This is a genomic window from Vagococcus fessus (assembly GCF_003987565.1).
GTDB classification, from domain to species: domain Bacteria; phylum Bacillota; class Bacilli; order Lactobacillales; family Vagococcaceae; genus Vagococcus_D; species Vagococcus_D fessus.
The window spans coordinates 550,812-573,445 of record NZ_NGJY01000002.1 but is presented as its reverse complement, the minus strand read 5'-3'; the positions used below and the strand labels follow the sequence as shown (position 1 = coordinate 573,445).

Sequence of the window (22,634 nt, the reverse complement as noted above, 5' to 3'; positions counted from 1 at the left end):
AGTAACTATGAGAGAAAATAATTTAATTGAACAAATTGACCGTTGGGCAAAAGTTAGTCCTGAAGCTATTTGTTTCAAAAATGGTGAGACGTCGCATACTTATGCGGAGTTAAAAGAAGCGTCAGATAAAATAGCTCAACACCTTACTCGTCAGTTTGATAACAGGTTGCCTGTTATTGTATATGGTGGTTTAGACTATGAAATGATAGTTTCTTTTATCGCCTGTGCTAAAGCGGGTCATGCTTATATTCCAATTGACAGCCATACACCTGCAGATCGTGTAGAGTTGATTACACAAGTTGCAGATTATACAGCTGTTATTGCTTGGGAAGACTGGCCTGTAGAGGCTCAAGATAAACCGGTCTTAACGCGTGAGGTGATGTCAACGATAGTTGTAGAGCCAACAGAAAAGTTAGAAATGATGACTGTTACAGGTGATGAAACAATCTATATCATCTTCACGTCAGGTACGACTGGAGTGCCAAAAGGGGTACAAATTAGTCATGACAACCTTGTGAGTTATACGGACTGGATGTTGTCAGACTTTGGTTTAGAGGAAGGTCAAACCTTCTTATCACAAGCACCGTATTCATTTGATTTATCTGTTATGGATGTTTATCCATGTTTATTAAATGGTGGGCAGCTTGTGCCACTACACAAATCTGTAATCAATGACTTTAAACAGTTATTTACAGTGTTACCAGAGATGAATTTGAACGTTTGGGTATCAACCCCTTCATTTGCTGATATTTGCTTGATGAACCCACTATTTAATGGTGAGGCGATGGCAAGTATCTCACACTTCTTATTTTGCGGTGAAGAATTAACGCATAGTACTGCAACTAAGCTAGCTGAACGTTTCCCGAATGCAAGAATATTTAATACATATGGACCAACAGAGGCTACAGTAGCTGTTACTGAAATTGAAATTACTCCAGAAGTACTCGCTGAAAATGAGCGTCTTCCGATTGGTCGTGTAAAATCTGATACAACTATTTATATTATGGATGAAGATGGCAAACCGCTTCCTGAAGGTGAATTTGGAGAAATTATTATTGTAGGGCCTAGCGTTTCTAAGGGGTACTTTAATAATGAAGAAAAGACAACCGAAGCGTTCTATGTATATGAAGGCCAACAAGCTTACCGAACTGGGGATGCTGGGTTAGTCAAGGATGGTATTTTATTCTATCAAGGACGTATGGATTTCCAAGTAAAATTACATGGTTACCGTATAGAGTTAGAAGACATTGATCATCATTTGTCTGAAGTATCTTATGTTAAGGCAGCAACAGTTGTTCCAAAATATCAAGAACATAAGGTTCAACAGTTAGTAGCGTATATCGTCGCTAATGAGCATGATTTTGAAAAGCCTTATCAATTGTCAAAAGCTATTAAAGAAGAATTAAAAGAACGTGTTATGGATTACATGATTCCTCAGAAATATGTTTACGTTGATGCTTTACCGTTAACTCAAAATGGAAAAGTAGACCGCAAAGGCTTGATAAATGAGGTGAACGGTTAATGTTAGATAGTTTACACAATTTATCAACTAAGATGGTGTACCTTTCGCCTTATGAAAATCCGTATTACTTTATTCTCTTAGCAGTAGCGTTATTGCCACTAGTCATTCAGTTATTACGTGGTAAACGCATGATGTGGTATCAAAATATTTTAACGGCCTTATTTTTATGGATTAGTTTTGCTGGTCCGAATTTAAGACAAGGGGTCGCGTTATTAATTTATATTGCCTGGCAAACACTCTTAGTTTATTGGTACTTCGGCCATCGACAGAAAAAAAATAGTAACGGTGGTTTCTATACCGCTGTATGTTTAGCAATTTTACCATTATTTTTAGTTAAGATTATTCCGTTCTTATTAGAGCGAAATATGTTTAAAACAGCAGTTGAAGCCAATCCAGATATTAAAAGTATCGCGAGCTTTATGGGGTTCTTAGGTATTTCATACCTAACCTTTAAAGCGGTACAAATGATTATGGAAATTAGAGATGGCTTGATTAAGGAATATCATGTAGGACGTTATTTACAGTTCTTACTGTTCTTCCCAACTATCTCATCAGGTCCGATTGATCGTTACAGACGCTTTGAAAAAGATTTACTTAATCCTCCTAAGCCTGAAAAATATGTAGAGTTAGTAGGTAAAGGGATTCAAATGTATTTCCTAGGTTTCCTTTATAAGTTTATTATTGGGTATGTTTTAGGGAGTCAGTTGTTACCTAAAGTTGAAAGCTTTGCCTTGGAGCAAGGTGGTTTTTCATTAGGTTTACTTGGAACGATGTATGTTTACACATTGTATCTATTTTTTGATTTCGCAGGTTATAGTTTGTTCGCAGTTGGAACAAGTAACTTAATGGGATATGAGACACCAGTTAACTTTAATAAACCATTCTTAAGCCACAATATCAAAGAATTTTGGAATCGTTGGCATATGTCATTGTCATTCTGGTTCCGTGATTATGTTTACATGCGCTTGATGTTTACATTAATCAAGAAGAAAGTATTTAAAAGTAGAATTGTTGCTTCAAATGTAGGGTACTTTGCGTTATTCTTATTAATGGGAGTTTGGCATGGGTTAACATGGTTCTATCTTGTTTATGGGATTTACCATGCGGCTTTAATTTGTTTAACCGATGCTTGGTTACGATTTAAGAAGAAGCACCGTAAGTCAATTCCAAGTAATAAAGCAACGCATTGGCTAGCTATTTTCTTAACTTTCCATGCCGTGGCTATTAGTTTCTTGATATTCTCAGGATTCTTAGAGACATTGATCAAAGCAGCAATTAAATAAAATTAAATGAAAAGGGGAGTTTATATTATGTCATTACAAGCAACAGTTTTAGATATTTTAGAAGAATTAACAGGTACAGAAGAGGTAAAAGATAACTTAGAATTAGATTTATTTGAAGAAGGGTTATTAGATTCTCTAGGAACGGTTCAATTATTAGTAGAAATCGAAGGTCAATGTGGGGTTACAATTCCTGTAGCAGATTTTGAACGTGACGAGTGGGCAACACCTCAAAAAATTATTGATAAAGTTGTAGCTAATCAGTAATGAGTTTTAAAAAGAAATTATTTACTGCGATAGGACCTTTATGTTTAGCATTCGTCATTGTGGCAGGGATTTTTCTTTCGCCCTTCAGACTAAATCCTATGACGCCAAAAGTGACGTCGGAAGCTGCTACGTCAATGGGTGTTAATGTCATTAAAGGCAATCAAATTAAAAATAAAGCGATGCGTGAAGAAAACTATGTTCCTTTTTTCGGGTCATCAGAATATAGTCGCTTTAATGCGTTTCATCCATCTGTTTTAGCAGAAAAGTATGACCGTAATTATCGTCCATTCCTTTTGGGGGCAGCGGGAACGCAGTCTCTATCACAATTCTTAATGTTACAATCCATGAGTAATGAGAGTCATGGGAAAAAAGCAGTATTTGTTATTTCACCACAATGGTTTGTTAAAGGTGGAGTGAGCAAAGAAATGTTTTCACTTTATTTCTCACCACTTCAAACGTATCAGTGGATATTAAATGTTAAAGAGATTGATGAAGCTGAAGTTTATACAGCAAAACGTTTATTAAAATTTAAAAACGTTCGCTCTGATACGACGTTAAAATCACTACTAAAACAAATTGCTGCTGATGAACCTCTGAGTACAACACAAGAAAAAATGTGTCGTATGAGACTAAATGTTCTGAATCGTGAGGATCAATTGTTTGGTCACTTGGGTTTAATCAGTCGTCGTAATAAAATCGATAAGCAGTTGAAAAAATTGCCAGATACATACGATTTTAACGCACTTGATGAGTTAGCGTATCAAACAGGCCAAAGTAAAACGAAGAGTAATTCTTATGAAATTACAGATTCATTTTATAAAAAGCGTATAATGCCAGTAGAGGCTTCGTTAGAGGGAGCTCAGGTAGAGTTTGATTACCGTAAATCTGTTGAGTTTTCAGATTTTCAACTGTTTTTATCTGAGGTAGAGAGGCTGAAAATGGATGTTCTATTTGTTATCCCACCAGTCAATGAACGTTGGTCTGATTATACAGGTTTATCTACAGAGATGTTAGATGAGTTTAGTAAGAAAATTAATTATCAATTGCGTTCTCAAGGATTTACTAATATCGCAGACTTTACAGATAAACGTGGAGAAGATTATTTTATGGAAGATACGATTCACATTGGGTGGAGAGGTTGGTTAGAAATGGACCAATCAGTTGAACCATTCTTAAAAAATCGTAAGGCAGATAAAAAATCTTATAAAATTGATCCTTATTTCTTTACTAAAGAGTGGCAAGAATTAGATCCTAATGCGTTATAAAAAAACTAACTACCTTTTTGGGTAGTTAGTTTTTTTGATAGTTGAGTAAGGACAAGGTAAAAATGAATATGCTATACTCAATGTGCTTAATAAATTTAGTGAGGTGACGTAAATGGAAAAGAAAGAAGAATTGTTCTTAAAAGAATTAACAGATGCTCGCGGTGTACCAGGTAATGAGGAAGAAGTTCGTCAAATTTTTAATAAATATGCAACACCTTTAGCCGATAAGATGTTATACGATGGCTTGGGTGGGGTTGTAGCTAAACATACAGGTGATAAAGAAGGACCACGCGTTTTAATCATGGGACATATGGATGAAGTAGGTTTTATGGTAACGCAAATTACTGAAAAAGGATTTTTAAAATTCCAAACACTAGGTGGCTGGTGGGGACAAGTTATGCTTGCCCAACAAGTTCAAATCAAAACAGATAGTGGAAAAATCATTCATGGTGTTATTGGATGTAAACCGCCACACGTCTTATCAGCAGCAGTTCGTAATAAGCCGTATGATGTAGCTGAGATGTTTATTGACATTGGTGCGACAAGTGCTGATGAAGTGAAAGAGTGGGGTGTTAAACCAGGTAATATGGTGACACCTTCAACAGAATTCCGTCGTCTAAATGATTCTAAGTTTATGATGGCTAAAGCATGGGATAATCGTATTGGAACAGCTGTCTCACTTAAAGTTTTAGAGAACTTAGTAGAAGAGGGCCATCCGAATATTTTATTTGCCGGTAGTAATGCACAGGAAGAAGTTGGGTTACGTGGATCTAAAACAAGTACGCACCTAACTAAACCAGATATTGCCTTTGCATTGGATACAGGAACAGCAGGAGATACCCCTGGTATGACGCCTAAAGAGTCTTTATCAGAATTGGGTAAAGGACCACAAATCTTAATTTACGACGCTTCAATGATTCCACATAGAAAATTACGTGACTTTGTGATTGATGTAGCCGATGAATTAGGTATTCCGTATCAATTAGAAGTGATTGCCGGTGGCGGAACGGATGCAGGGAGTCAACATGTCTCAAATGATGGCGTGCCATCATTAGCAATTACTGTAGCAACTCGTTATCTACACTCTCATACTTCAGTTATTCACGAAGATGACTATTTAAATACAGTTAAGCTTGTAACAGAAGTTGTGAAACGCTTGGACAAAAAAACAGTTTCATCATTATGTGATTATAAATAAAAAACATTATTGTTTTTTATAATAGTAATTTATCAAACAAAGCTCATAAATCATTGATTTATGAGCTTATTTATATCAATAGAAGTGAGTTTACTTTAAATTATAGTATGTAGGAAAGAGGGAATCAGATGAAGGTAACAGTATTAGGCTATTGGGGAGCGTATCCTTGGAATGGTGAGGGAACGAGTTCGTATCTATTGGAATCAGAAGGCTATCACTTACTTGTGGATGCAGGGAGTAGTACACTGAATAATTTACAAAAACAGATAGATCCATTAGAACTCGATAGCGTGATTATATCTCATTATCATCATGATCATATTGCTGATCTGGGCGTGCTTCAGTATTACCGTCAGTTACGTGATGCAAGTCGTGAGGTACCAGTCTTGCCGATTTATGGTCACATGGAAGACAATGATCATTTTAAAGCGTTATCTATGCCAGGTATTTCTGAAGGAATGGGTTATAAAGAAGAAGATACGGTTGAAATTGGTCCGTTCAGTATTAGGTTTTTAAGAACGATTCATCCAGTTGTTTGCTTTGCTATGCGCATTGAAGAAAGAAAAACAGGAAAAGTCTTAGTTTATACGGCAGACTCTGGTTATTTGGAGTCATTTAAAGACTTTATGACAAATGCCGACCTTGTTATTGCGGATACGTATCTATTTGAAGGAAATGAAAATCATCATGCCCACTTTACCTCTAAAGAAGCTGGTCAATTAGCAAAAGAAGCCGCTGTTTCTAAATTAGTCCTAAGTCACTTACCACAAGATAAAGACTTAACTCAATTAAAAGAAGAAGCGATACGAGCAGCAGGTCCTGCATGTGAAGTCGTTTTAGCAAGTGAAAATCTAATATTAACTTTATAGGAGGCTATACCATGTTATTCGTACAAAATGAAAATAATGATCCACGTATTAATTTAGCGATTGAAACGTATTTAATGAAAGAACTACCAGTTGATGAGCCTATTTTATTATTCTATATTAATGAGCCTTCAATTATTATTGGGCGTAACCAAAATACAATTGAAGAAATTAATAAAGAGTATGTTGAGGAAAAAGGGATTCATGTTGTTCGTCGTCTTAGTGGCGGTGGCGCAGTCTATCATGATTTTGGGAACTTAAACTTCAGTTTTATTATGCCAGATGATGGGGAGTCATTCCGTGATTTTGCTAAGGTGACACAACCGATTATTGACGCGCTTCATGATATGGGTGTGACAGGTGCTGAGCTTAAAGGTCGTAACGACTTAGTCATTGGTGACAAAAAATTCTCAGGAAATGCGATGTATGCAACAAATGGTCGCATGTTTGCTCACGGTACAATCATGTTTGATAGTGATGTTAATGAGGTTGTTAATGCCCTTAAAGTACGTAAAGATAAAATCGAATCTAAAGGGATTAAATCAATCCGTTCACGTGTGACAAATATTAAACCATTTCTAGCAGATGAGTATCAAGATATGAGTACCACGGATTTCCGCCAAGCTATTTTATTTAGAATTTTTGGTGTGGATAACATGGATGATGTTAAAATTTATGATTTAACAGAAGCTGACTGGAAACGAATTAATGAGATTTCAGATCAGTATTACCGTAATTGGGATTGGAATTATGGTCGTTCGCCAGAGTTTGACTTAGTTCGTCGTGAGCGTTTTGTAATTGGCTCAGTAGAAGCTAAGATGAACGTAGCAGGTGGTGTTATTAACGATATTCGTATTTTCGGTGACTTCTTCGGATTAGGAGAAATTAAAGATGTGGAAGATCTACTTCGTGGAACTAAGTACGATAAAGAAAGTATTCGCGAAGCAGTTGAAAAAATTGATATTCAAAAATATTTCGGGGGTATTCAAGTGGACGATTTAGTCCAACTTTTATATTAATTAGTGTAAGCAAGGGCCTCCAAGCCTTTGCTTTTTTGTGTGAGCAAAAAGTTCATGTGTTCACAAGGTGTTGTGGTATAATGAAAGAAGTTAATCATAGGGAGGAACAAATTATGAACCAAGAACGTTTAACAAAAGTACTCGATAAAATGTCTGAAAAAAAAGTAAGTCAATTAGTGATTTCAGATGCAACTACTATTTTTTATTTAACAGGTAAAATGATTCACGCAGGCGAGCGTATGTTAGCTTTAGTGATTAAAGAAGATGGGAATCATGCTTTAGTGATTAATAAATTATTCCCAATTACAGAAGATTTAGGTGTGAAATTAGTTGTGATTGATGATACAGATGATGCAGTTGCTGTATTATTAGAACAATTAGACGCATCAAAAACAATTGGTGTTGATAAAAACTGGCCAGCTCATTTCCTATTAAGTTTAATGGAAAAAACGAATTCTACAGATTTCGTTAATGGCTCAGAAATTACAGACAGCGTCCGTGCGATTAAGAGTGAAGAAGAGATTGAATTAATGCGTGACGTGTCACGTGATAATGATACTGCGATTGGTCGTTTACAAGAGTTAGTTCCAGAAAAATTAACGGAATTAGAGATGAGCGAAAAATTAGCGAGTATCTATAAAGAATTAGGCAATTCAGGTTTTTCATTTGAACCTATCGTAGCGTATGGTGCGAACGGAGCAGACCCTCACCATGAAACAGACGACTCAGTGGTTAAAGAAGGCGATAGCATTATTTTAGATATCGGCGGAGTAAAAAATGGGTACTGTTCAGATATGACACGTACTGTTTTCTACAAATCAGTATCAGATAAAAGTCGTGAAGTTTTTGAAACAGTCTTAGAGGCAAATAAACGCGCGATTGCTAAAGTGAAACCAGGTGTTAAATTTAGCGAAATCGATGCAGCAGCACGTGATTACATTACTGAAAAAGGCTATGGCGAATACTTTACGCATCGTACAGGTCACTTTATCGGAATTGAATGTCATGAAGCTGGAGATGTATCAGGTTCAAACCATAACGTTGTGGAACCAGGTATGATTTTCTCAATTGAACCTGGAATTTATATTCAAGGTGAAGTTGGCGTAAGGATTGAAGATTTAGTAGTAGCGACAGAAGAGGGCTGTGAAGTATTAAATCACTATCCGAAAGAAATGAAAATAATTGGTTAAATCAAAAGCTAGCTCTTAGGAGTTAGCTTTTTTATTTTGTAAGGCAACTCAACTGTTCGTCAGGGCATCTCAGTGCGAGAAACACGTGTAAACACTAGATTTAGAGTATAATAGATAGGGAGTTATTTTGGAGTTAGGTTATTAATTGGAGGAAATAAAATGGCACGAATTAATTTATTTATCATGATGATGGAGCGGGTGGGCTTGATTATTTTATTAGCCTTCTTACTCGTTAACGTGAATTATTTTAAGAAGATATTACTTAATAGAAGGGCGATGCGGTCGAAGGTTTTACTGATTACCGTTTTTGGGATATTTGCAGTTATTTCAAATTTAACTGGGATTGAGATTACAGATAATGAAGTAATTTCGACTAGTTTTCTAACGGCGTTGTCTGAAAATGCCTCACTTGCGAATACGCGAACACTTGCGATAGGTGTGTCAGGTTTAACTGGTGGCCCATTAGTGGGGCTAGGAGTAGGTTTAATTGGGGGGCTTCACCGTTTCTTACAAGGGAGTGGAAGTGGCGCCTTTTACATTATTTCGTCAACATTAGTTGGGGTATTATCAGGATTAGTGGGGTCACGGTTTATCAAAAAAGCTAGTTTTCCTTCACCGATTCAGGCTGCAGCGGTAGGGATGGTAATGGAAAGTATTCAGCTTGTTTTTGTCGGACTCTTTACCAGTTCTAATTTAGAAGTCGGCTGGAATTTAGTGAAATTCATTTCGATGCCGATGCTTCTTTTAAATAGTGTCGGAACGTTTATATTTATCTCGATTATCACGTCTACTTTACAGCGCGAGGAGCAAACTAAAGCCGTTCAAACACATGATGTTTTAGAATTAGCAGCAAAGACACTTCCTTATTTTAGAAGTGGTTTAAATGAAACATCGTGTAAAGAAGTTGCTGAGATTATAAAGCGTTACACCAAAGTAGATGCCATCAGTATGACGGACACTCATCAGATATTAGCCCATGTAGGAGCGGGGAGTGATCATCATATTCCAGAATTAGAAGTGATTACCGAATTATCAAGAGCAGCTTTAAAGACAGGTGAGTTAAAAATCGCAAGGTCTCAGGAGGAGATTGGTTGTAATAATGCCCATTGTCCACTTAGAGGAGCGATTGTTATTCCTTTGATATCTCATGATAAAATGGTTGGGACTTTAAAAATGTATTTTTCAGATGCCAGTCGTTTAACACATGTTGAGGAACAATTGGCTCGTGGTTTAGGAGATATTTTTTCTACTCAATTAGAATTAGGAGAAGCCGAACAGCAATCTAGTTTACTAAAAGATGCTGAAATTAAATCCCTACAAGCGCAAGTCAATCCTCATTTCTTTTTCAATGCGATTAACACGATATCTGCTTTAATGAGACGAGATGTAGATAAAGCGCGAGAGTTATTGCTTCAATTAAGTACTTATTTCAGGTCGAATTTACAGGGAGCTAGGCAAGTTCAAATTCCATTAGAGAAGGAATTAGAGCATGTGGAAGCATACTTGTCTTTAGAGCAGGCACGTTTTCCAGATAAGTACGATGTTGAATTGATTGTTGAGGACCGCTTGAAAGCAGGTCTAGTGCCGCCTTTTGCTATTCAAATATTGGTTGAAAATGCGATCCGTCACGCCTTTGGTCAACGCTCGAAGGATAATAGGATAGTCGTCAGTATCGGTCAAGTGGGTAATCTGTTAAGAGTTCAAGTAGCAGATAACGGGTATGGAATTGCCCCTGATAAGCTTGATAAAGTTGGGAAAGAAGCAGTTGTTTCTGAAAAAGGGACAGGGACCGCTCTGGAAAATCTCCATAGACGTCTCGTTAATTTGTATGGGGAACAAGGAAAGCTTGAATTTAAGAATAATACAGTAGGTGGGGCTACGATTACGATAACAATGCCCTTAGTTTTAGAGGAGGAGAATGATAAATGAAAATTTTAGTTGTAGATGATGAGCCGTTAGCAAGAGATGAACTCATTTATCTTTTAAATAAAATCGGCGGTGTAGATGAGATAAATGAAGCAGATAGTGTGGTGACGGCGTTAGCTAGTATAGTCGATACTAAACCTGATATTGTCTTTTTAGACATTCATTTAACTGGTGAGAGTGGGTTTGATTTAGCTGAAAAATTTGTAGGGATGAAACAGCCACCTAAGGTTATTTTTGCCACAGCCTACGATGAGTATGCCTTAAAAGCCTTTGAAGTGAATGCGGTTGATTATGTGTTAAAACCATTTGAAGAAAGACGCATTAAACAAGCCCTTGATAAGGTTAAAGAAGGGTTACTAGCCAATGCAGAGCCAGAAGTGGAAGAGGAAAATATCACTACAGCGCCTAATACACTTGCCTTACAAGTGAATGATAGAATTGTTGTCCTTAATCCGAAAGATATTTTATTTGCTACTGTAGATACAGATGGTTTAAGTATCGTGACGACTAAACAGCACTACAACGTAAATGAAACATTAAGTTGGTTAGAGAAAAAATTAGACTCTTCATTATTCTTTAAAACACATCGTAGTTATTTAGTGAATTCTGCTGCGATTAAAGAGGTGCAACCGTGGTTTAATCACACGTATCAATTGACGTTAATGGATGGGCAGAAACTACCTGTCAGTCGTTCTTATGTCAAAGAATTGAAGAATAGAATTGGGTTATAAAAGGAGTTGCTACGGAGGTAGCAGCTCCTTTTATTTGTTAGGGCATTTCAGGTTTGGAAAAAGGTAACTCGGTTATGAATTTGGTCATTTAGACGGTAAAATACCCACAAAGTAGGCTTTTCTCGTTATAGTAAAGACATCAAATAACAACAAACACTTAATTAATAAGGAGCGAGAAAAATGTCTAAACAAAAAACGTACTCATTCTTACAACAAGCTTTTATCTTCGCAGCTATTATGTTAGTTTCAAATTTTATTGTTCAATTCTTACCGTTTCCGATGCCAACATCAGTGATGGGCTTAGTTTTATTATTTATCTGCCTCTGCTTGAAAATTGTCAAACTTGAACAAGTAGAAGGATTAGGAAACAGCTTAACAAGTCTAATCAGTTTCCTATTTGTACCATCTGGAATATCAGTTATTAATTCATTAGGCTTAATGAAAGAATATGGCTTCCAAATTGTATCAATTATCGTGATAGCAACTGTTATTTTATTAGCGGTGACAGGATGGAGTGCTAGTTTCTTGCTTAAATTACGTGACGGTGAACGTGGTAAATTGAAAGAGGTTGTACAAAGTGCCACACCAGTTTTTAAAGAAGTGAAAGAGGTGAATTAACATGACTCCATATTTCGGAATTATGGTATCATTAACAGCATTTGGAATTGGTTCATTTTTATTCAAAAAAAGTAAAGGGTTCTTCTTATTCACACCTTTATTTGTAGCGATGGTTTTAGGTGTGGCTTTCTTAAAAATAGGTCACTTTTCATATGAGGATTACAGTAGTGGTGGGAAGATGATTGGGTTCTTTTTAGAACCTGCAACAATCGCTTTTGCAATTCCACTATATAAACAACGTGATGTTTTGAAGAAATATTGGCTTGAAATTTTATCAGCCATTACCATTGGTTCAATTGGCTCAGTATTAGTGGTTTACTTACTAGCCTCAGTGTTTGGAGTAGAACAAGGGATTATGGCTTCATTATTACCAGAAGCCTCAACGACAGCGATTGCGGTTCCTTTATCAGAATCTATTGGTGGGATAAGCGCGATTACATCATTTGCTGTTATTTTTAATGCAGTTATTGTTTACGCACTAGGTAAATTCTTAGTGGAAAAACTTAACATAAAAAATCCGATTGCTCGCGGATTAGCTCTAGGAACGAGTGGCCATGCGTTAGGTGTATCAGTCAGCATGGAAATGGGTGAAGTCGAAGCCGCAATGGCAAGTATTGCAGTGGTTGTGGTAGGTGTCATCACAGTAGTAGTTGTCCCAATCTTTGCAACAATGGTGGGACTATAAAAGTCGGTAACAGGTTTACTAGCTCAACTGTTTTATAAGTTGGGCTAGTTTTTTTGTAAAATAAAAAACGAGATCAATTGATCTCGTTTTAGTGATTATAATGTCATGCGACCTTTACGGCCAAGTCCAACACCATTACGCATTTTTTGTAAGGTTTTCTTAGCAACTTTATTTGCTTTTTCAGCACCTGTATCTAGTATTTCATGTAATTCATCAGAAGAAAGTAATTCTTTTTGACGCGTTTGAATAGGTTCTAAAACAGCTACAACAGCTTCAGCTAAATCAGTTTTGAATTCACCGTAACCAGCATCTTTGTAACGATCTGCTAAAGTAGCGATGCTTTCACCAGTCATAGCTGAGAAAATAGTAAGTAAGTTTGAGATACCTGGTTTGTTTTCAACGTCATACTCAATTTTACCGCTAGAATCTGTTACAGCAGATTTTATTTTTTTACGAATAGCAGCAGGCTCATCTAACATTGAGATATACCCTTTGGCATTTGTATCAGATTTACTCATTTTTTTAGTCGGTTCTTGTAGACTCATAATACGAGCGCCATGTTTTGGAATTTTTACTTCGGGTTTAACTAAAATAGGTTGGTCAGCTGTTCCATAACGGTTATTAAAACGTTCAACGAAATCACGAGTTAATTCTAAGTGTTGTTTTTGATCTTCCCCAACAGGAACAAGATTCGCGTTGTAAAGGATAATATCCGCTACCATTAATGGTGGATAAGTTAAAAGTGCAGCACTTACACCAGTACGGCCATTATTTTGAGATTTATCTTTGAACTGAGTCATACGCTCTAATTCACCGATTGTTGTATTACATTGTACAATCCAAGCGGCTTCGGCATGTGCACTTACTTCTGATTGGATGAAAATAGTTGCTTTTTCTGGATCAAGTCCCACAGCTAAGTATAGAGCTGCTAATTCTAACGTTTGTTGACGTAGTTTTAAACGGTCTTGAGGTACAGTAATAGCATGTTCATCTACGATACAGTAGTAACAGTTGTAATCATCTTGTAGGGCTACGAATTGTTGCATTGCCCCAATATAATTTCCGATAGTGGGAATACCACTAGGTTGAATACCTGAAAAAATAGTTTCCATATTATTTAATCTTCCTAACATCTTTTTTATCTATTATACGTGAAAAAAAGTGAAAAAGACAGTGACAAATCGGAGGAAGACACAGTTAAAAGGGTTTAAATAACAAAGAATAAAGAGAAAGATTAAAGAACGATGAGTTTTGGGAGTTTTCTGAAAAAAAAGTGTCTATAAACTCATGAACATACGATAAATAGTGGGAACTTAAATGAGATTTTTTTCATTTAGGGGTGGTAATTATATTTGTAATAGGTTATAATGAATTCAAGAGGTACTTAATAAAAGTACTGTAAGGATTGAATTAGAAGGAGTGATGCAAATGTTAACACTATATACGTCTCCAAGTTGTACATCATGTCGAAAAGCGAGAGCTTGGTTAGTTGACCAAGAAATTCCTTATACGGAACGTAATATCTTTTCTGAGCCGTTGAATATCGATGAGCTTAAAGGGATTTTAAGAATGACAGAAGATGGTACTGAAGAAATCATCTCAACTCGTTCAAAAGTTTTCCGTAAATTAGATATGGACTTAGACGATTTATCATTGCCAGAACTGTTAACGCTAGTTCAAGAAAATCCTGGTTTGTTACGTCGACCAATCATGATCGATGAAAAACGTCTTCAAGTTGGTTTTAATGAAGATGAAATCCGTCGTTTCTTACCAAGAGAAGTAAGAGCATTAGAGTTACGCCAAGCTCAATTAATGGCTGGCTTATAGAAAGACATTTTTTCCCCATCATTAGATGGGGTTTTTTGTAGACTTTTTCCTTTACTTTTTAGGGTTTTAGGCTACAATGTTTTTATAGAGTAAATATTTACTTGGTTACCGAGTAATAGAGAAGAGGTGTAGCAAAAATGGAAATGGAACGCATTAATGAAAATACCATTCGTGTATTAATTGAAAATGCTGATTTAGAAGCGCGAGGAATATCCTTTCTTGATCTATTAGGGAATCACAAACAAATTGAAAGTTTCTTTTACAGTATTTTAGAAGAAGTTGATATTGATGAGCAGTTCCAAGAAACGGATGCTGTCACTTTCCAAGTGCTACCAAATCGTAATGGTTTAGAGCTATTCATTAGTAAAAACTTGTTAAATGGTGAAGATAGTGAGTTACCAGAGCTTTCAGAATTGATCAATCAAGACTCATTTGGTGATTTTGTAAAGAGTCAAATGGGGGAGCGAGATGTGTTAGTTAAAGGTGACGCATTGGACAAAGCTTCGGACTCAGATATTGAAGTAGAGCTTGATACGGCTAATCCATTTATCGAAGCAGTTGTTCGCTTTGCTAGCTTTGAAGATTTAATCGGACTTGCTAAGGTCGCTTCTTTTAATCATGTACTTTCTAATGTCTACCAATTAGCAGGAGACCCAGATGTCTTTTTCTTACATTTAAGTTTCTTGATGGAAGAGTTAACTGAAAATCAGGTGAATGAAGATTTAGCGATAGCGCTAGAATATGGTACGTTAAGTAATGTGACACCAGAAGTATTAGCTGAATATGGCAAAGTCATTATGGAACAAAGTGCACTCGAACAGATTAACCATTATTTTAAAAAATAACAAAACTTTAAGGCTTAGGCCTTAAAGTTTTTCTTATATAGGAAAGGAATTTTGGATGATTAAAACGATTTTATTTGATATTGATGATACATTATTAGACTTTAAAAAAGGTCAAAAAAATGCCCTAACTAAGATGTTTATTGACCAAGGCATAGAGATGACCCAAGAGGTGTTTGAGACGTATCAAGCACGTAATCATGAGTTGTGGCAGCAATTTGAGCAAGGTCAGATTGAAAAAGATCGTGTATTATCAGAACGGTTTACTTATATTTTTGAAAAATATGGCTTAGTTCGAGATGGTAAAGAGATGGATGAGCTATTTCGTGGCTATTTAAAAGAGGAAGCGATTTTATTACCACAGGCTTACGAAACGATTAAGGCACTAAGTGCACAGTATGACCTCTATATTGTGACTAATGGGGTATCTGTAACGCAATATCGTCGTTTAGATAAGTCTGGTTTAAGGCCTTATTTTAAAGAGGTGTTTGTGTCAGAAGATACAGGGTATCAAAAGCCAATGCCTGAATTTTTTGATTATGCTTTTGAGCGTATGCCTAATGCAAAGCGAGATGAGACAATCATTATTGGTGATTCATTAAGTGCAGATATTGTAGGGGGAAATCAATACGGTATTAAAACCTGTTGGTACAATCCTCATCAACTTGATATGACAGGAAAGAGTCAGCCTGATTATCAAATTGATGACCTTTCTAAGTTACCTGAATTAATAAAAAAAAGCTAACCCAAACGGGTTAGCTTTTTTTAGTTATCCATTCCGATTAAATAATCGTCATCGTTCATTGCTTCTACACTACCTAATAGGTAACCATTTCCGACTTGCGAGAAGAAGTCGTGGTTACTTGTACCTGTTGATAATCCGTTCATAACGATTGGATTAACATCATTGGCAGTATCAGGGAATAGAGGATTCATACCTAAGTTCATCAATGCTTTATTGGCATTGTAACGTAAGAATGTTTTAACCTCTTCTTGCCAGCCAAGTTCGCCGTAAAGTAAGTCAGTATATCCTTCTTCATTTTCATATAACTCATATAATAAATTATACATCCAATCTTCCATTTCAGCTTGCTCGTCTTCTGTCAGTTGATTGAATCCTAGTTGGAATTTATAACCAATGTAAGTTCCATGTACTGATTCATCACGGATGATTAACTTAATAATCTCTGCTACGTTAGCAAGCTTGTTGTTCCCTAAGTAATAAAGAGGAGCAAAGAAACCTGAATAGAACAAGAAAGTTTCAGCATAAACACTGGCTACTTTCTTTTGTAAAGGTGTTCCATCTTTGTAGATTTCGTTGATGATTTTTGCTTTCTTTTGTAAGAATTTATTTGTGTTTGTCCATTCGAAGATTTCATCAATCTCAGCTTTTGTATTTAATGTACTGAAGATAGATGAGTAACTTTTAGCATGAACAGATTCCATGAATTGAATATTGTTTAAAACAGCCTCTTCATGAGGGGTTCTAACGTCAGGTCTAATTGCATCGATGGCACTTTCTGATTGGATGGTATCTAAAAGTGTTAGACCACCAAAAACATAGCCGACCATTTGTTTTTCTGTTTCAGATAGCGCACGCCAGTCATCTAAATCGTTTGATAAAGGAATACGAGTATCTAACCAAAATTGTTCCGTTAGTTTTTCCCATGTTGATTTATCAATCATATCTTCGATGCTGTTCCAGTTTATCGCTTCATAATATGTTTGGCTCATTTTAATCGTCCTCTCTTAAATAACACAACTTTCGCATGAGTTACTTCCGATTTCTTCTTCATCATCAGTGAAGGTACGGATGTAGTAAATTGATTTAACACCTTTATGGAACGCATAGTGACGTAAAATATTTAAGTCACGTGTAGTTTGTTTTGTAGTCCCTGTTTTCCACTCGTATAGACCTTCTGGAATATCAGAACGCATGAATAACGTTAAGCTCATTCCTTGGTCGATATGTCGTTGAGCCGTTGCATAAACATCGATGACTTTACGCATATCCATATCATAAGCTGATGTGTAATAAGGTAATGTTTCGTTGCTTAGGTACGGTGCAGGGTAGTAGATTTTACCAATTTTCTTCTCTTGGCGTTCTTCGATTAAGCGCGTAATCGGATGAATACTTGCACTTGTATCGTTGATATAAGAGATAGAACCATTTGGTGCTACAGCAAGACGGTTTTGGTGATACAGACCATCTTTTTTGACCTCTTCTTTTAATTTAGCCCAGTCTTCAGCTGTTGGAATGAAAATTCCTTCAAATAAAGCCTTAACTTTATCAAATTGTGGTTGGTGGTTAGCTTCAATGTATTGATCGAAGTAAGTCCCATTTGCATAATCTGATTTTTCAAAGTTATTAAAAGTAGTTTGACGTTCACGAGCCATTTCATTACTTTCTACAAGTGTCCAGTAGTTTAATAACATGAAGTAGATATTAGTGAAGTCAATTGACTCGGGAGAGCCGTATTCCATTTGATTTTTAGCGAAGTATGAGTGTAAGCCCATTGCGCCTAAACCAATTGTATGGTTTAAATCATTTCCATTCTTAATAGAAGGAACAACATCAATACTTGAGGCATCTGTCACGTATGTTAAAGCACGTGTCATTGTACGAACTGATTTACCAAAATCAGTACTTGCCATTAAGTTTGGAATATTTGTAGACCCTAAGTTACAGCTAATGTCAGTCCCAAGAACATCATAGTCTTGCGTGTCATTAATAACAGAAGGCTCTTGAATTTGTAAGATTTCAGAACATAGGTTACTCATAATAATTTTGCCATCAACAGGGTTAGCACGATTCGCTGTGTCAATGTTGATGATATAAGGGTAACCTGATTCTTGTTGTAATTTACTTATTTCATTTTCTAAATCGCGTGCTCTAATTTTAGACTTACGGATATTAGGGTTAGCTACTAAATTATCATATTCTTTTGTAATGTCGATATAAGAGAACGGTACGCCGTATTCTTTTTCAACACTGTAAGGACTGAATAAATACATGTCCTCATTATTACGTGCTAATTCATAAAATTTATCAGGAACATTTAAGCCAAGTGATAATGTTTTAACACGAATTTTTTCATCGGCATTTTCTTTTTTAGTAGATAGGAACATTTCGATATCGGGATGGAAGACGTTTAAGTAAACCACACCAGCACCTTGACGTTGTCCTAATTGGTTACTGTAGCTGAAGCTATCTTCAAATAATTTCATAACAGGAACGACACCACTTGCAGCCCCTTCAAACCCTTTGATAGGAGCGCCAGCTTCACGTAAGTTATTAAGTGAAATCCCAACACCACCACCGATACGTGATAATTGTAGGGCACTGTTGATCGAACGACCAATACTATTCATATCATCTGTTACTTGTAATAAGAAGCAAGATACAAGCTCTCCGCGGCGTTTACGGCCGGCATTTAAGAAAGAAGGTGTCGCAGGTTGGTAACGTTGATGGATCATTTCATTAGCGATATCTAATGCTAATTGTTCATTACCATCAGCAAAGTATAAAGCGTTAAAAGCCACACGGTCTTCATAACGTTCTAAATACATAGTTCCCTCATTATTTTTAAGCGCATATTGTGAATAGAATTTATAAGCAGCCATAAATGACTTGAACTGAAAATTTTGTTCAGCCAAGTAGCTATAAAGTTCATCAATGAAAGCCATTGAATACTTACTAATAAATTCTGATTCAATAAAATCATGCTCTATTAAATAATTGATTTTATCTTCAGTTGAATCAAACGCCATTGTATTTGGTTCGACGTTCTCTTTAAAGAAAGCATCTAAGGCCTCTTTATCTTTGTGCAAAGGAATTTGGCCATCAACTGGACGGTTAATCTCGTTGTTTAGCTCAAAATAGCTAACATCAGTTAATTGTTTTAAACTCACGTTGAATCACTACTTTCTTAAATTTTTTCTTCAATCATCTATTATACTAGATTTTTTATAATAACCAACTTAATTGTTTGATTTTTATAAAAAAGTTAGCATAGGATATTGAGCGGATAACTAACATATAACGCAACAAAATCGCCCGCTACCTGACTGTAGTGAACGATTTTGTCAGTCTATATCTTACTTGATATAGTATCGCTATTAAACTGCTAAAGAGCGTAATTGGTCTGGACGGAAACCAACGATAGAAACATCTTCGTTAGCTGTAACAACAGGCACACTACGGTAGCCATTTTCTTTTAGCCACTCAATATATTGTGGTTCATTATCGATATTTACTTCATTATAAGAAACATTCTTCTCGCTTAAGAAGCGTTTTGTCATTTTGCACTGTGGGCAGTTATCTTTAGTGTATAGTGTAATATTCATAGTATGAGTTCCTCCGGTTTGTTCGAATTAATTATATACTTAGTATACCCCCTAAAAGGTAAAAGTCAACACGAACACACAAGATATTGTGCCTGTGAAATAATGAGCCACTACCATTGGTATTTATGCTTGACAAGATGGAGCTTGATATTATCTGCTTTCACACTATTTTCATAAGAAAACAGCTCAAAAAAAATAAAAAAAACAATCAAAATTGGATTGTTTTTTGAAATAACGAACACAAGATATAGTGAAGTAGATTAAATAACGCTATATCTAGTAGTGAAATAAAACTAACCTCTAATTGACACTAGCATGTGAAAAGAGTAGGATGAGTTTAACAACTGATAATCATTATCAGTTACTATAAAGAGTTCTAATTAATCGTTTCTTTCTATATAAAGGAGAATGATCATGCAATTAACGGAAGCTGTGATTGGTCAAAAATATTATGTCAGTGAATTGTTGCTCACAGGAAGTTCGGAAAGACATCTCGCTAACTTAGGTTTAGTAGCAGGAGCGCCAATTCGTGTGATTTCAAAGAAAAAATCTGGTGATTATATTGTAAAAGTAAAAGACAGTCGTCTCGCAATGGATGATAGAGTGGTCAATCAAATTAGGATTACATCAGAAGAACGACAAAATCAAGTTCCGCAGACATTGGCTGAAATCAGTGTAGGGGATAGTGTGGTTGTCGATAAAATAGTAGGTCCTAAAGAAGTGAAGCGCCGATTAATGGATATGGGATTGACAGCTGGAACACCAGTTGTCATTCGCAAGGTCGCGCCTTTAGGTGATCCATTAGAGTTGAGCGTTAGAGGGTATGAGTTGACGTTAAGAAAAACAGAAGCAGAGACAATTATGGTAAAGGAAGGCTAGTATATGCCAAAACAATCATTAGCATTAGTAGGAAATCCGAATAGTGGTAAGACCAGTTTGTTTAATCTTTTAACTGGAAGTAGTCAGTCAGTTGGCAACTGGCCAGGTGTTACGGTAGAGAGAAAAGAAGGAAGTTACCGTAAAAATAAAGACCTTCTTATTCAAGATTTACCGGGGATTTATTCTCTATCACCTTATACACCTGAAGAAGTTGTGGCTAGAAATTATCTGCTACATGAAAAACCACAAGGGATTATTAATATAGTAGATGGCAGTAATCTAGAACGTAATTTATATCTAACCTTGCAACTGTTGGATCTGGGAACACCGGTTGTTTTAGGGTTAAATATGCTAGATGTTGTCAAAAAGCAAGGGAAAGAAATTAACATTGAAAAATTAGCCTATGGTTTAGGTGTAGATGTTGTAGGGATGAGCGTTGTCAAAAAAGAAGGTGTCGAAGAGTTGATGACCTTAGCTGAAAAGTTGACAGTCGATTGTCCATTTCATCTTCGTTCGGTAACGTATGATGACCGTTTAGAAGCGGCCCTATCTGAGATTAAGCAGTTGTTAATGAGTGAGCCGTTGACAGATAGTCAAGGTGAGCTTCTTTCTAGTGATAATTTAAGATGGTACAGTATTAAGTTGTTTGAACGAGATGAAGCGATAGAGCAAGAGTTGACGTTGCCAAACGCTATCAAAAAAGAAATTGATGAAATTATTGCCATCACGGAAAAAATATTTGGCGATGATAGCGAGAGTATTGTGATTAATGAGCGTTATGATTTTATTACAAAATTGATGAGTTTGTGTTTAATCCAAACGAAAGACTTTAGTTTAACAGCGAGTGATAAAATCGACCGTGTGGTAACCAATCGTTTCTTAGCGCTACCGATTTTTGCATTAATCATGTGGGCGGTATACTACTTATCAATTCAAACATTAGGAACTATGGGGACAGATTGGTTAAACGACAAACTATTTGGTGAGTTTGTACCGAATTATTTATCCGTTTGGTTAGAAAAATTACAGGTTGCAGATTGGATGCAGCGGTTAATCTTAGACGGGATTGTTGCGGGTGTCGGAGCAGTCATTGGTTTTTTACCACAATTAATTATGTTGTTCTTATGCTTGGGACTATTAGAAGATTGTGGGTATATGTCACGTATTGCCTTTGTAATGGACCGTTTGTTTAGACGATTTGGTTTATCAGGTAAGTCCTTTATTCCAATGCTAATTGCGACAGGTTGTGGCGTACCAGGGATCATGGCCAGTCGTACGATTGAAAATGAAAAGGACCGAAAGATTACAGTTATGGTGACAACCTTTATGCCTTGTTCTGCCAAGCTACCAGTCATTGCTTTAATAGCAGGTGCCTTATTCCCTCATGCAAGTTGGGTCGCTCCTTCCGCTTATTTTGTAGGAATTGCCGCTATCGTTTTTTCTGGTATTATGCTAAAGAAAACGCAGGCGTTATCAGGTGAAGCTGCTCCGTTTATTATGGAGTTGCCAGCTTACCATTTGCCGCGATTTAGAGGAGTGTTACAGCAAACCTACCATCGTAGTAAGGCTTTCGTAAAAAATGCAGGAACCTTAATTTTTGTATCGAGTATCTTAATTTGGTTGACGTCAAATGTTAGTTGGGGCTTCCAATTTGTATCAGAAGATAAGAGTATTCTAGAAAGTATTGGTGGTGTTGTAAGTTATCTCTTTAAACCACTGGGTTGGGGCGATTGGCGTAGTAGTGTTGCCACGATGACAGGTCTGGTTGCTAAGGAGAACGTCGTAAATACCTTTGGAATTTTATTTGGGAGTACAACCGAAGTGTCTGAATACGGACAAGAAATTTGGCCAGCCCTTAGAGAAGCGTATACCCCTGTGTCAGGTTACTCTTTCTTAATTTTTAATCTACTGTGTGCCCCATGTTTTGCAGCTATTGGCGCAATCCACCGTGAGATGAGCGATGTCAAATGGACGTTGATTGCAGTTGGGTTCCAGTGTGGTTTAGCCTATATCGTCAGTCTTATTATTTACCAATTAGGTGTTGTCTTATTTGAAGGACAGTCTTTCGGATTTGGAACGGTCGTTGGACTTATAAGTTTAGCTTTATTGGTTTATGCGGTTGTCAGACGACCACGTGCCACTCGTGTTGAGTTAATGTAAAGAAATGGAGTG

At 36.4% G+C, this 22,634-nt stretch carries 21 protein-coding genes; 17 read left to right on the top strand and 4 right to left on the bottom strand.

What is annotated here, in order from left to right:
* Positions 1 to 7 precede the first annotated feature (7 nt).
* From dltA to lrgB, 12 genes are all read left to right on the top strand, one after another.
* Positions 8 to 1,522: a D-alanine--poly(phosphoribitol) ligase subunit DltA gene (dltA, locus tag CBF31_RS06995; protein WP_126831666.1), complete on the top strand. Its 1,515-nt coding sequence runs from the start codon at positions 8 to 10 to the stop codon at positions 1,520 to 1,522.
* Complete coding sequence (dltB, locus tag CBF31_RS06990) at positions 1,522 to 2,805, top strand: D-alanyl-lipoteichoic acid biosynthesis protein DltB (RefSeq protein ID WP_245977938.1); 1,284 nt, start codon at positions 1,522 to 1,524, stop codon at positions 2,803 to 2,805. Before dltA ends, dltB begins: the two co-directional genes overlap by 1 nt.
* Before the next feature lie 27 nt (positions 2,806 to 2,832).
* A complete protein-coding gene (gene dltC / locus CBF31_RS06985; protein ID WP_126831665.1) occupies positions 2,833 to 3,069 on the top strand; it encodes a D-alanine--poly(phosphoribitol) ligase subunit DltC in 237 nt (78 codons plus the stop codon).
* Entirely contained in the window at positions 3,069 to 4,334 is a 1,266-nt protein-coding gene (gene dltD, locus CBF31_RS06980; RefSeq protein ID WP_126831664.1) for a D-alanyl-lipoteichoic acid biosynthesis protein DltD, read from the top strand. Before dltC ends, dltD begins: the two co-directional genes overlap by 1 nt.
* A gap of 112 nt (positions 4,335 to 4,446) precedes the next feature.
* Positions 4,447 to 5,532, top strand: coding sequence for a M42 family metallopeptidase (locus CBF31_RS06975; protein ID WP_126831663.1), 1,086 nt, complete (start codon positions 4,447 to 4,449; stop codon positions 5,530 to 5,532).
* Positions 5,533 to 5,660: 128 nt separating this feature from the next.
* The gene (locus tag CBF31_RS06970) at positions 5,661 to 6,401 is read left to right on the top strand and encodes an MBL fold metallo-hydrolase (protein WP_126831662.1); all 741 of its coding nucleotides are present in this window, start codon (positions 5,661 to 5,663) and stop codon (positions 6,399 to 6,401) included.
* Between the two features lie 11 nt (positions 6,402 to 6,412).
* Positions 6,413 to 7,417, top strand: coding sequence for a lipoate--protein ligase (lplA, locus tag CBF31_RS06965; RefSeq protein ID WP_126831661.1), 1,005 nt, complete (start codon positions 6,413 to 6,415; stop codon positions 7,415 to 7,417).
* Between the two features lie 113 nt (positions 7,418 to 7,530).
* Entirely contained in the window at positions 7,531 to 8,607 is a 1,077-nt protein-coding gene (locus CBF31_RS06960; RefSeq protein ID WP_126831660.1) for a M24 family metallopeptidase, read from the top strand.
* Between the two features lie 159 nt (positions 8,608 to 8,766).
* The gene (locus CBF31_RS06955) at positions 8,767 to 10,536 is read left to right on the top strand and encodes a sensor histidine kinase (protein ID WP_211330827.1); all 1,770 of its coding nucleotides are present in this window, start codon (positions 8,767 to 8,769) and stop codon (positions 10,534 to 10,536) included.
* On the top strand, positions 10,533 to 11,264 hold the full coding sequence (locus CBF31_RS06950) for a LytTR family transcriptional regulator DNA-binding domain-containing protein (RefSeq protein ID WP_126831659.1): 732 nt from the start codon (positions 10,533 to 10,535) through the stop codon (positions 11,262 to 11,264). The genes CBF31_RS06955 and CBF31_RS06950 overlap by 4 nt, the downstream gene beginning before the upstream one ends.
* Positions 11,265 to 11,444: 180 nt before the next feature.
* Positions 11,445 to 11,882, top strand: coding sequence for an antiholin-like murein hydrolase modulator LrgA (gene lrgA / locus CBF31_RS06945; RefSeq protein ID WP_126831658.1), 438 nt, complete (start codon positions 11,445 to 11,447; stop codon positions 11,880 to 11,882).
* A 1-nt stretch (position 11,883) separates the two neighbouring features.
* Positions 11,884 to 12,567 (top strand): antiholin-like protein LrgB, encoded by a 684-nt coding sequence (gene lrgB, locus CBF31_RS06940; RefSeq protein WP_126831657.1) that lies wholly within the window; start codon positions 11,884 to 11,886, stop codon positions 12,565 to 12,567.
* A gap of 95 nt (positions 12,568 to 12,662) precedes the next feature.
* Here lrgB and trpS read toward each other — a convergent pair whose 3' ends face one another.
* Positions 12,663 to 13,679: a tryptophan--tRNA ligase gene (trpS, locus tag CBF31_RS06935; protein ID WP_126831656.1), complete on the bottom strand. Its 1,017-nt coding sequence runs from the start codon at positions 13,677 to 13,679 to the stop codon at positions 12,663 to 12,665.
* Positions 13,680 to 13,995: 316 nt separating this feature from the next.
* On the opposite strand from trpS, the gene spxA reads away from it, so the two are divergent.
* The 3 genes from spxA (at position 13,996) to CBF31_RS06920 (ending at position 15,981) form a co-directional block, all read left to right on the top strand.
* Positions 13,996 to 14,394, top strand: a complete 399-nt coding sequence (gene spxA / locus CBF31_RS06930) for a transcriptional regulator SpxA (RefSeq protein WP_126831655.1) — start codon at positions 13,996 to 13,998, stop codon at positions 14,392 to 14,394.
* 137 nt (positions 14,395 to 14,531) lie between these two features.
* A complete protein-coding gene (locus tag CBF31_RS06925) occupies positions 14,532 to 15,239 on the top strand; it encodes an adaptor protein MecA (protein WP_126831654.1) in 708 nt (235 codons plus the stop codon).
* Positions 15,240 to 15,294: 55 nt separating this feature from the next.
* Positions 15,295 to 15,981: a YjjG family noncanonical pyrimidine nucleotidase gene (locus tag CBF31_RS06920; RefSeq protein ID WP_126831653.1), complete on the top strand. Its 687-nt coding sequence runs from the start codon at positions 15,295 to 15,297 to the stop codon at positions 15,979 to 15,981.
* A gap of 20 nt (positions 15,982 to 16,001) precedes the next feature.
* Here the strand turns inward: CBF31_RS06920 and nrdF are convergent, their stop codons facing one another.
* The 3 genes from nrdF to nrdH form a co-directional block, all read right to left on the bottom strand.
* A complete protein-coding gene (gene nrdF / locus CBF31_RS06915; protein WP_126831652.1) occupies positions 16,002 to 16,970 on the bottom strand; it encodes a class 1b ribonucleoside-diphosphate reductase subunit beta in 969 nt (322 codons plus the stop codon).
* Between the two features lie 15 nt (positions 16,971 to 16,985).
* Positions 16,986 to 19,148, bottom strand: a complete 2,163-nt coding sequence (gene nrdE / locus CBF31_RS06910) for a class 1b ribonucleoside-diphosphate reductase subunit alpha (RefSeq protein ID WP_126831651.1) — start codon at positions 19,146 to 19,148, stop codon at positions 16,986 to 16,988.
* Between the two features lie 207 nt (positions 19,149 to 19,355).
* Positions 19,356 to 19,583, bottom strand: a complete 228-nt coding sequence (gene nrdH, locus CBF31_RS06905; RefSeq protein WP_126831650.1) for a glutaredoxin-like protein NrdH — start codon at positions 19,581 to 19,583, stop codon at positions 19,356 to 19,358.
* 414 nt (positions 19,584 to 19,997) lie between these two features.
* Here nrdH and CBF31_RS06900 point away from each other — a divergent pair, with 414 nt between their 5' ends.
* Both CBF31_RS06900 and feoB read left to right on the top strand, forming a co-directional pair.
* A complete protein-coding gene (locus CBF31_RS06900) occupies positions 19,998 to 20,462 on the top strand; it encodes a FeoA family protein (protein WP_126831649.1) in 465 nt (154 codons plus the stop codon).
* A 3-nt stretch (positions 20,463 to 20,465) separates the two neighbouring features.
* Positions 20,466 to 22,622, top strand: a complete 2,157-nt coding sequence (gene feoB, locus CBF31_RS06895; protein WP_126831648.1) for a ferrous iron transport protein B — start codon at positions 20,466 to 20,468, stop codon at positions 22,620 to 22,622.
* Positions 22,623 to 22,634: the final 12 nt, after the last annotated feature.

Coding starts and splice junctions, on each gene's coding strand:
- nrdF (WP_126831652.1), bottom strand. CDS start 16,970: ATGAGCCAAACATATTATGAAGCGATAAACTGGAACAGCATCGAAGAT.
- CBF31_RS06960 (WP_126831660.1), top strand. CDS start 7,531: ATGAACCAAGAACGTTTAACAAAAGTACTCGATAAAATGTCTGAAAAA.
- lrgB (WP_126831657.1), top strand. CDS start 11,884: ATGACTCCATATTTCGGAATTATGGTATCATTAACAGCATTTGGAATT.
- dltD (WP_126831664.1), top strand. CDS start 3,069: ATGAGTTTTAAAAAGAAATTATTTACTGCGATAGGACCTTTATGTTTA.
- CBF31_RS06900 (WP_126831649.1), top strand. CDS start 19,998: ATGCAATTAACGGAAGCTGTGATTGGTCAAAAATATTATGTCAGTGAA.
- CBF31_RS06920 (WP_126831653.1), top strand. CDS start 15,295: ATGATTAAAACGATTTTATTTGATATTGATGATACATTATTAGACTTT.
- dltB (WP_245977938.1), top strand. CDS start 1,522: ATGTTAGATAGTTTACACAATTTATCAACTAAGATGGTGTACCTTTCG.
- CBF31_RS06975 (WP_126831663.1), top strand. CDS start 4,447: ATGGAAAAGAAAGAAGAATTGTTCTTAAAAGAATTAACAGATGCTCGC.
- dltA (WP_126831666.1), top strand. CDS start 8: ATGAGAGAAAATAATTTAATTGAACAAATTGACCGTTGGGCAAAAGTT.
- lplA (WP_126831661.1), top strand. CDS start 6,413: ATGTTATTCGTACAAAATGAAAATAATGATCCACGTATTAATTTAGCG.
- lrgA (WP_126831658.1), top strand. CDS start 11,445: ATGTCTAAACAAAAAACGTACTCATTCTTACAACAAGCTTTTATCTTC.
- feoB (WP_126831648.1), top strand. CDS start 20,466: ATGCCAAAACAATCATTAGCATTAGTAGGAAATCCGAATAGTGGTAAG.
- spxA (WP_126831655.1), top strand. CDS start 13,996: ATGTTAACACTATATACGTCTCCAAGTTGTACATCATGTCGAAAAGCG.
- nrdH (WP_126831650.1), bottom strand. CDS start 19,583: ATGAATATTACACTATACACTAAAGATAACTGCCCACAGTGCAAAATG.
- CBF31_RS06970 (WP_126831662.1), top strand. CDS start 5,661: ATGAAGGTAACAGTATTAGGCTATTGGGGAGCGTATCCTTGGAATGGT.
- trpS (WP_126831656.1), bottom strand. CDS start 13,679: ATGGAAACTATTTTTTCAGGTATTCAACCTAGTGGTATTCCCACTATC.
- CBF31_RS06955 (WP_211330827.1), top strand. CDS start 8,767: ATGGCACGAATTAATTTATTTATCATGATGATGGAGCGGGTGGGCTTG.
- dltC (WP_126831665.1), top strand. CDS start 2,833: ATGTCATTACAAGCAACAGTTTTAGATATTTTAGAAGAATTAACAGGT.
- CBF31_RS06925 (WP_126831654.1), top strand. CDS start 14,532: ATGGAAATGGAACGCATTAATGAAAATACCATTCGTGTATTAATTGAA.
- CBF31_RS06950 (WP_126831659.1), top strand. CDS start 10,533: ATGAAAATTTTAGTTGTAGATGATGAGCCGTTAGCAAGAGATGAACTC.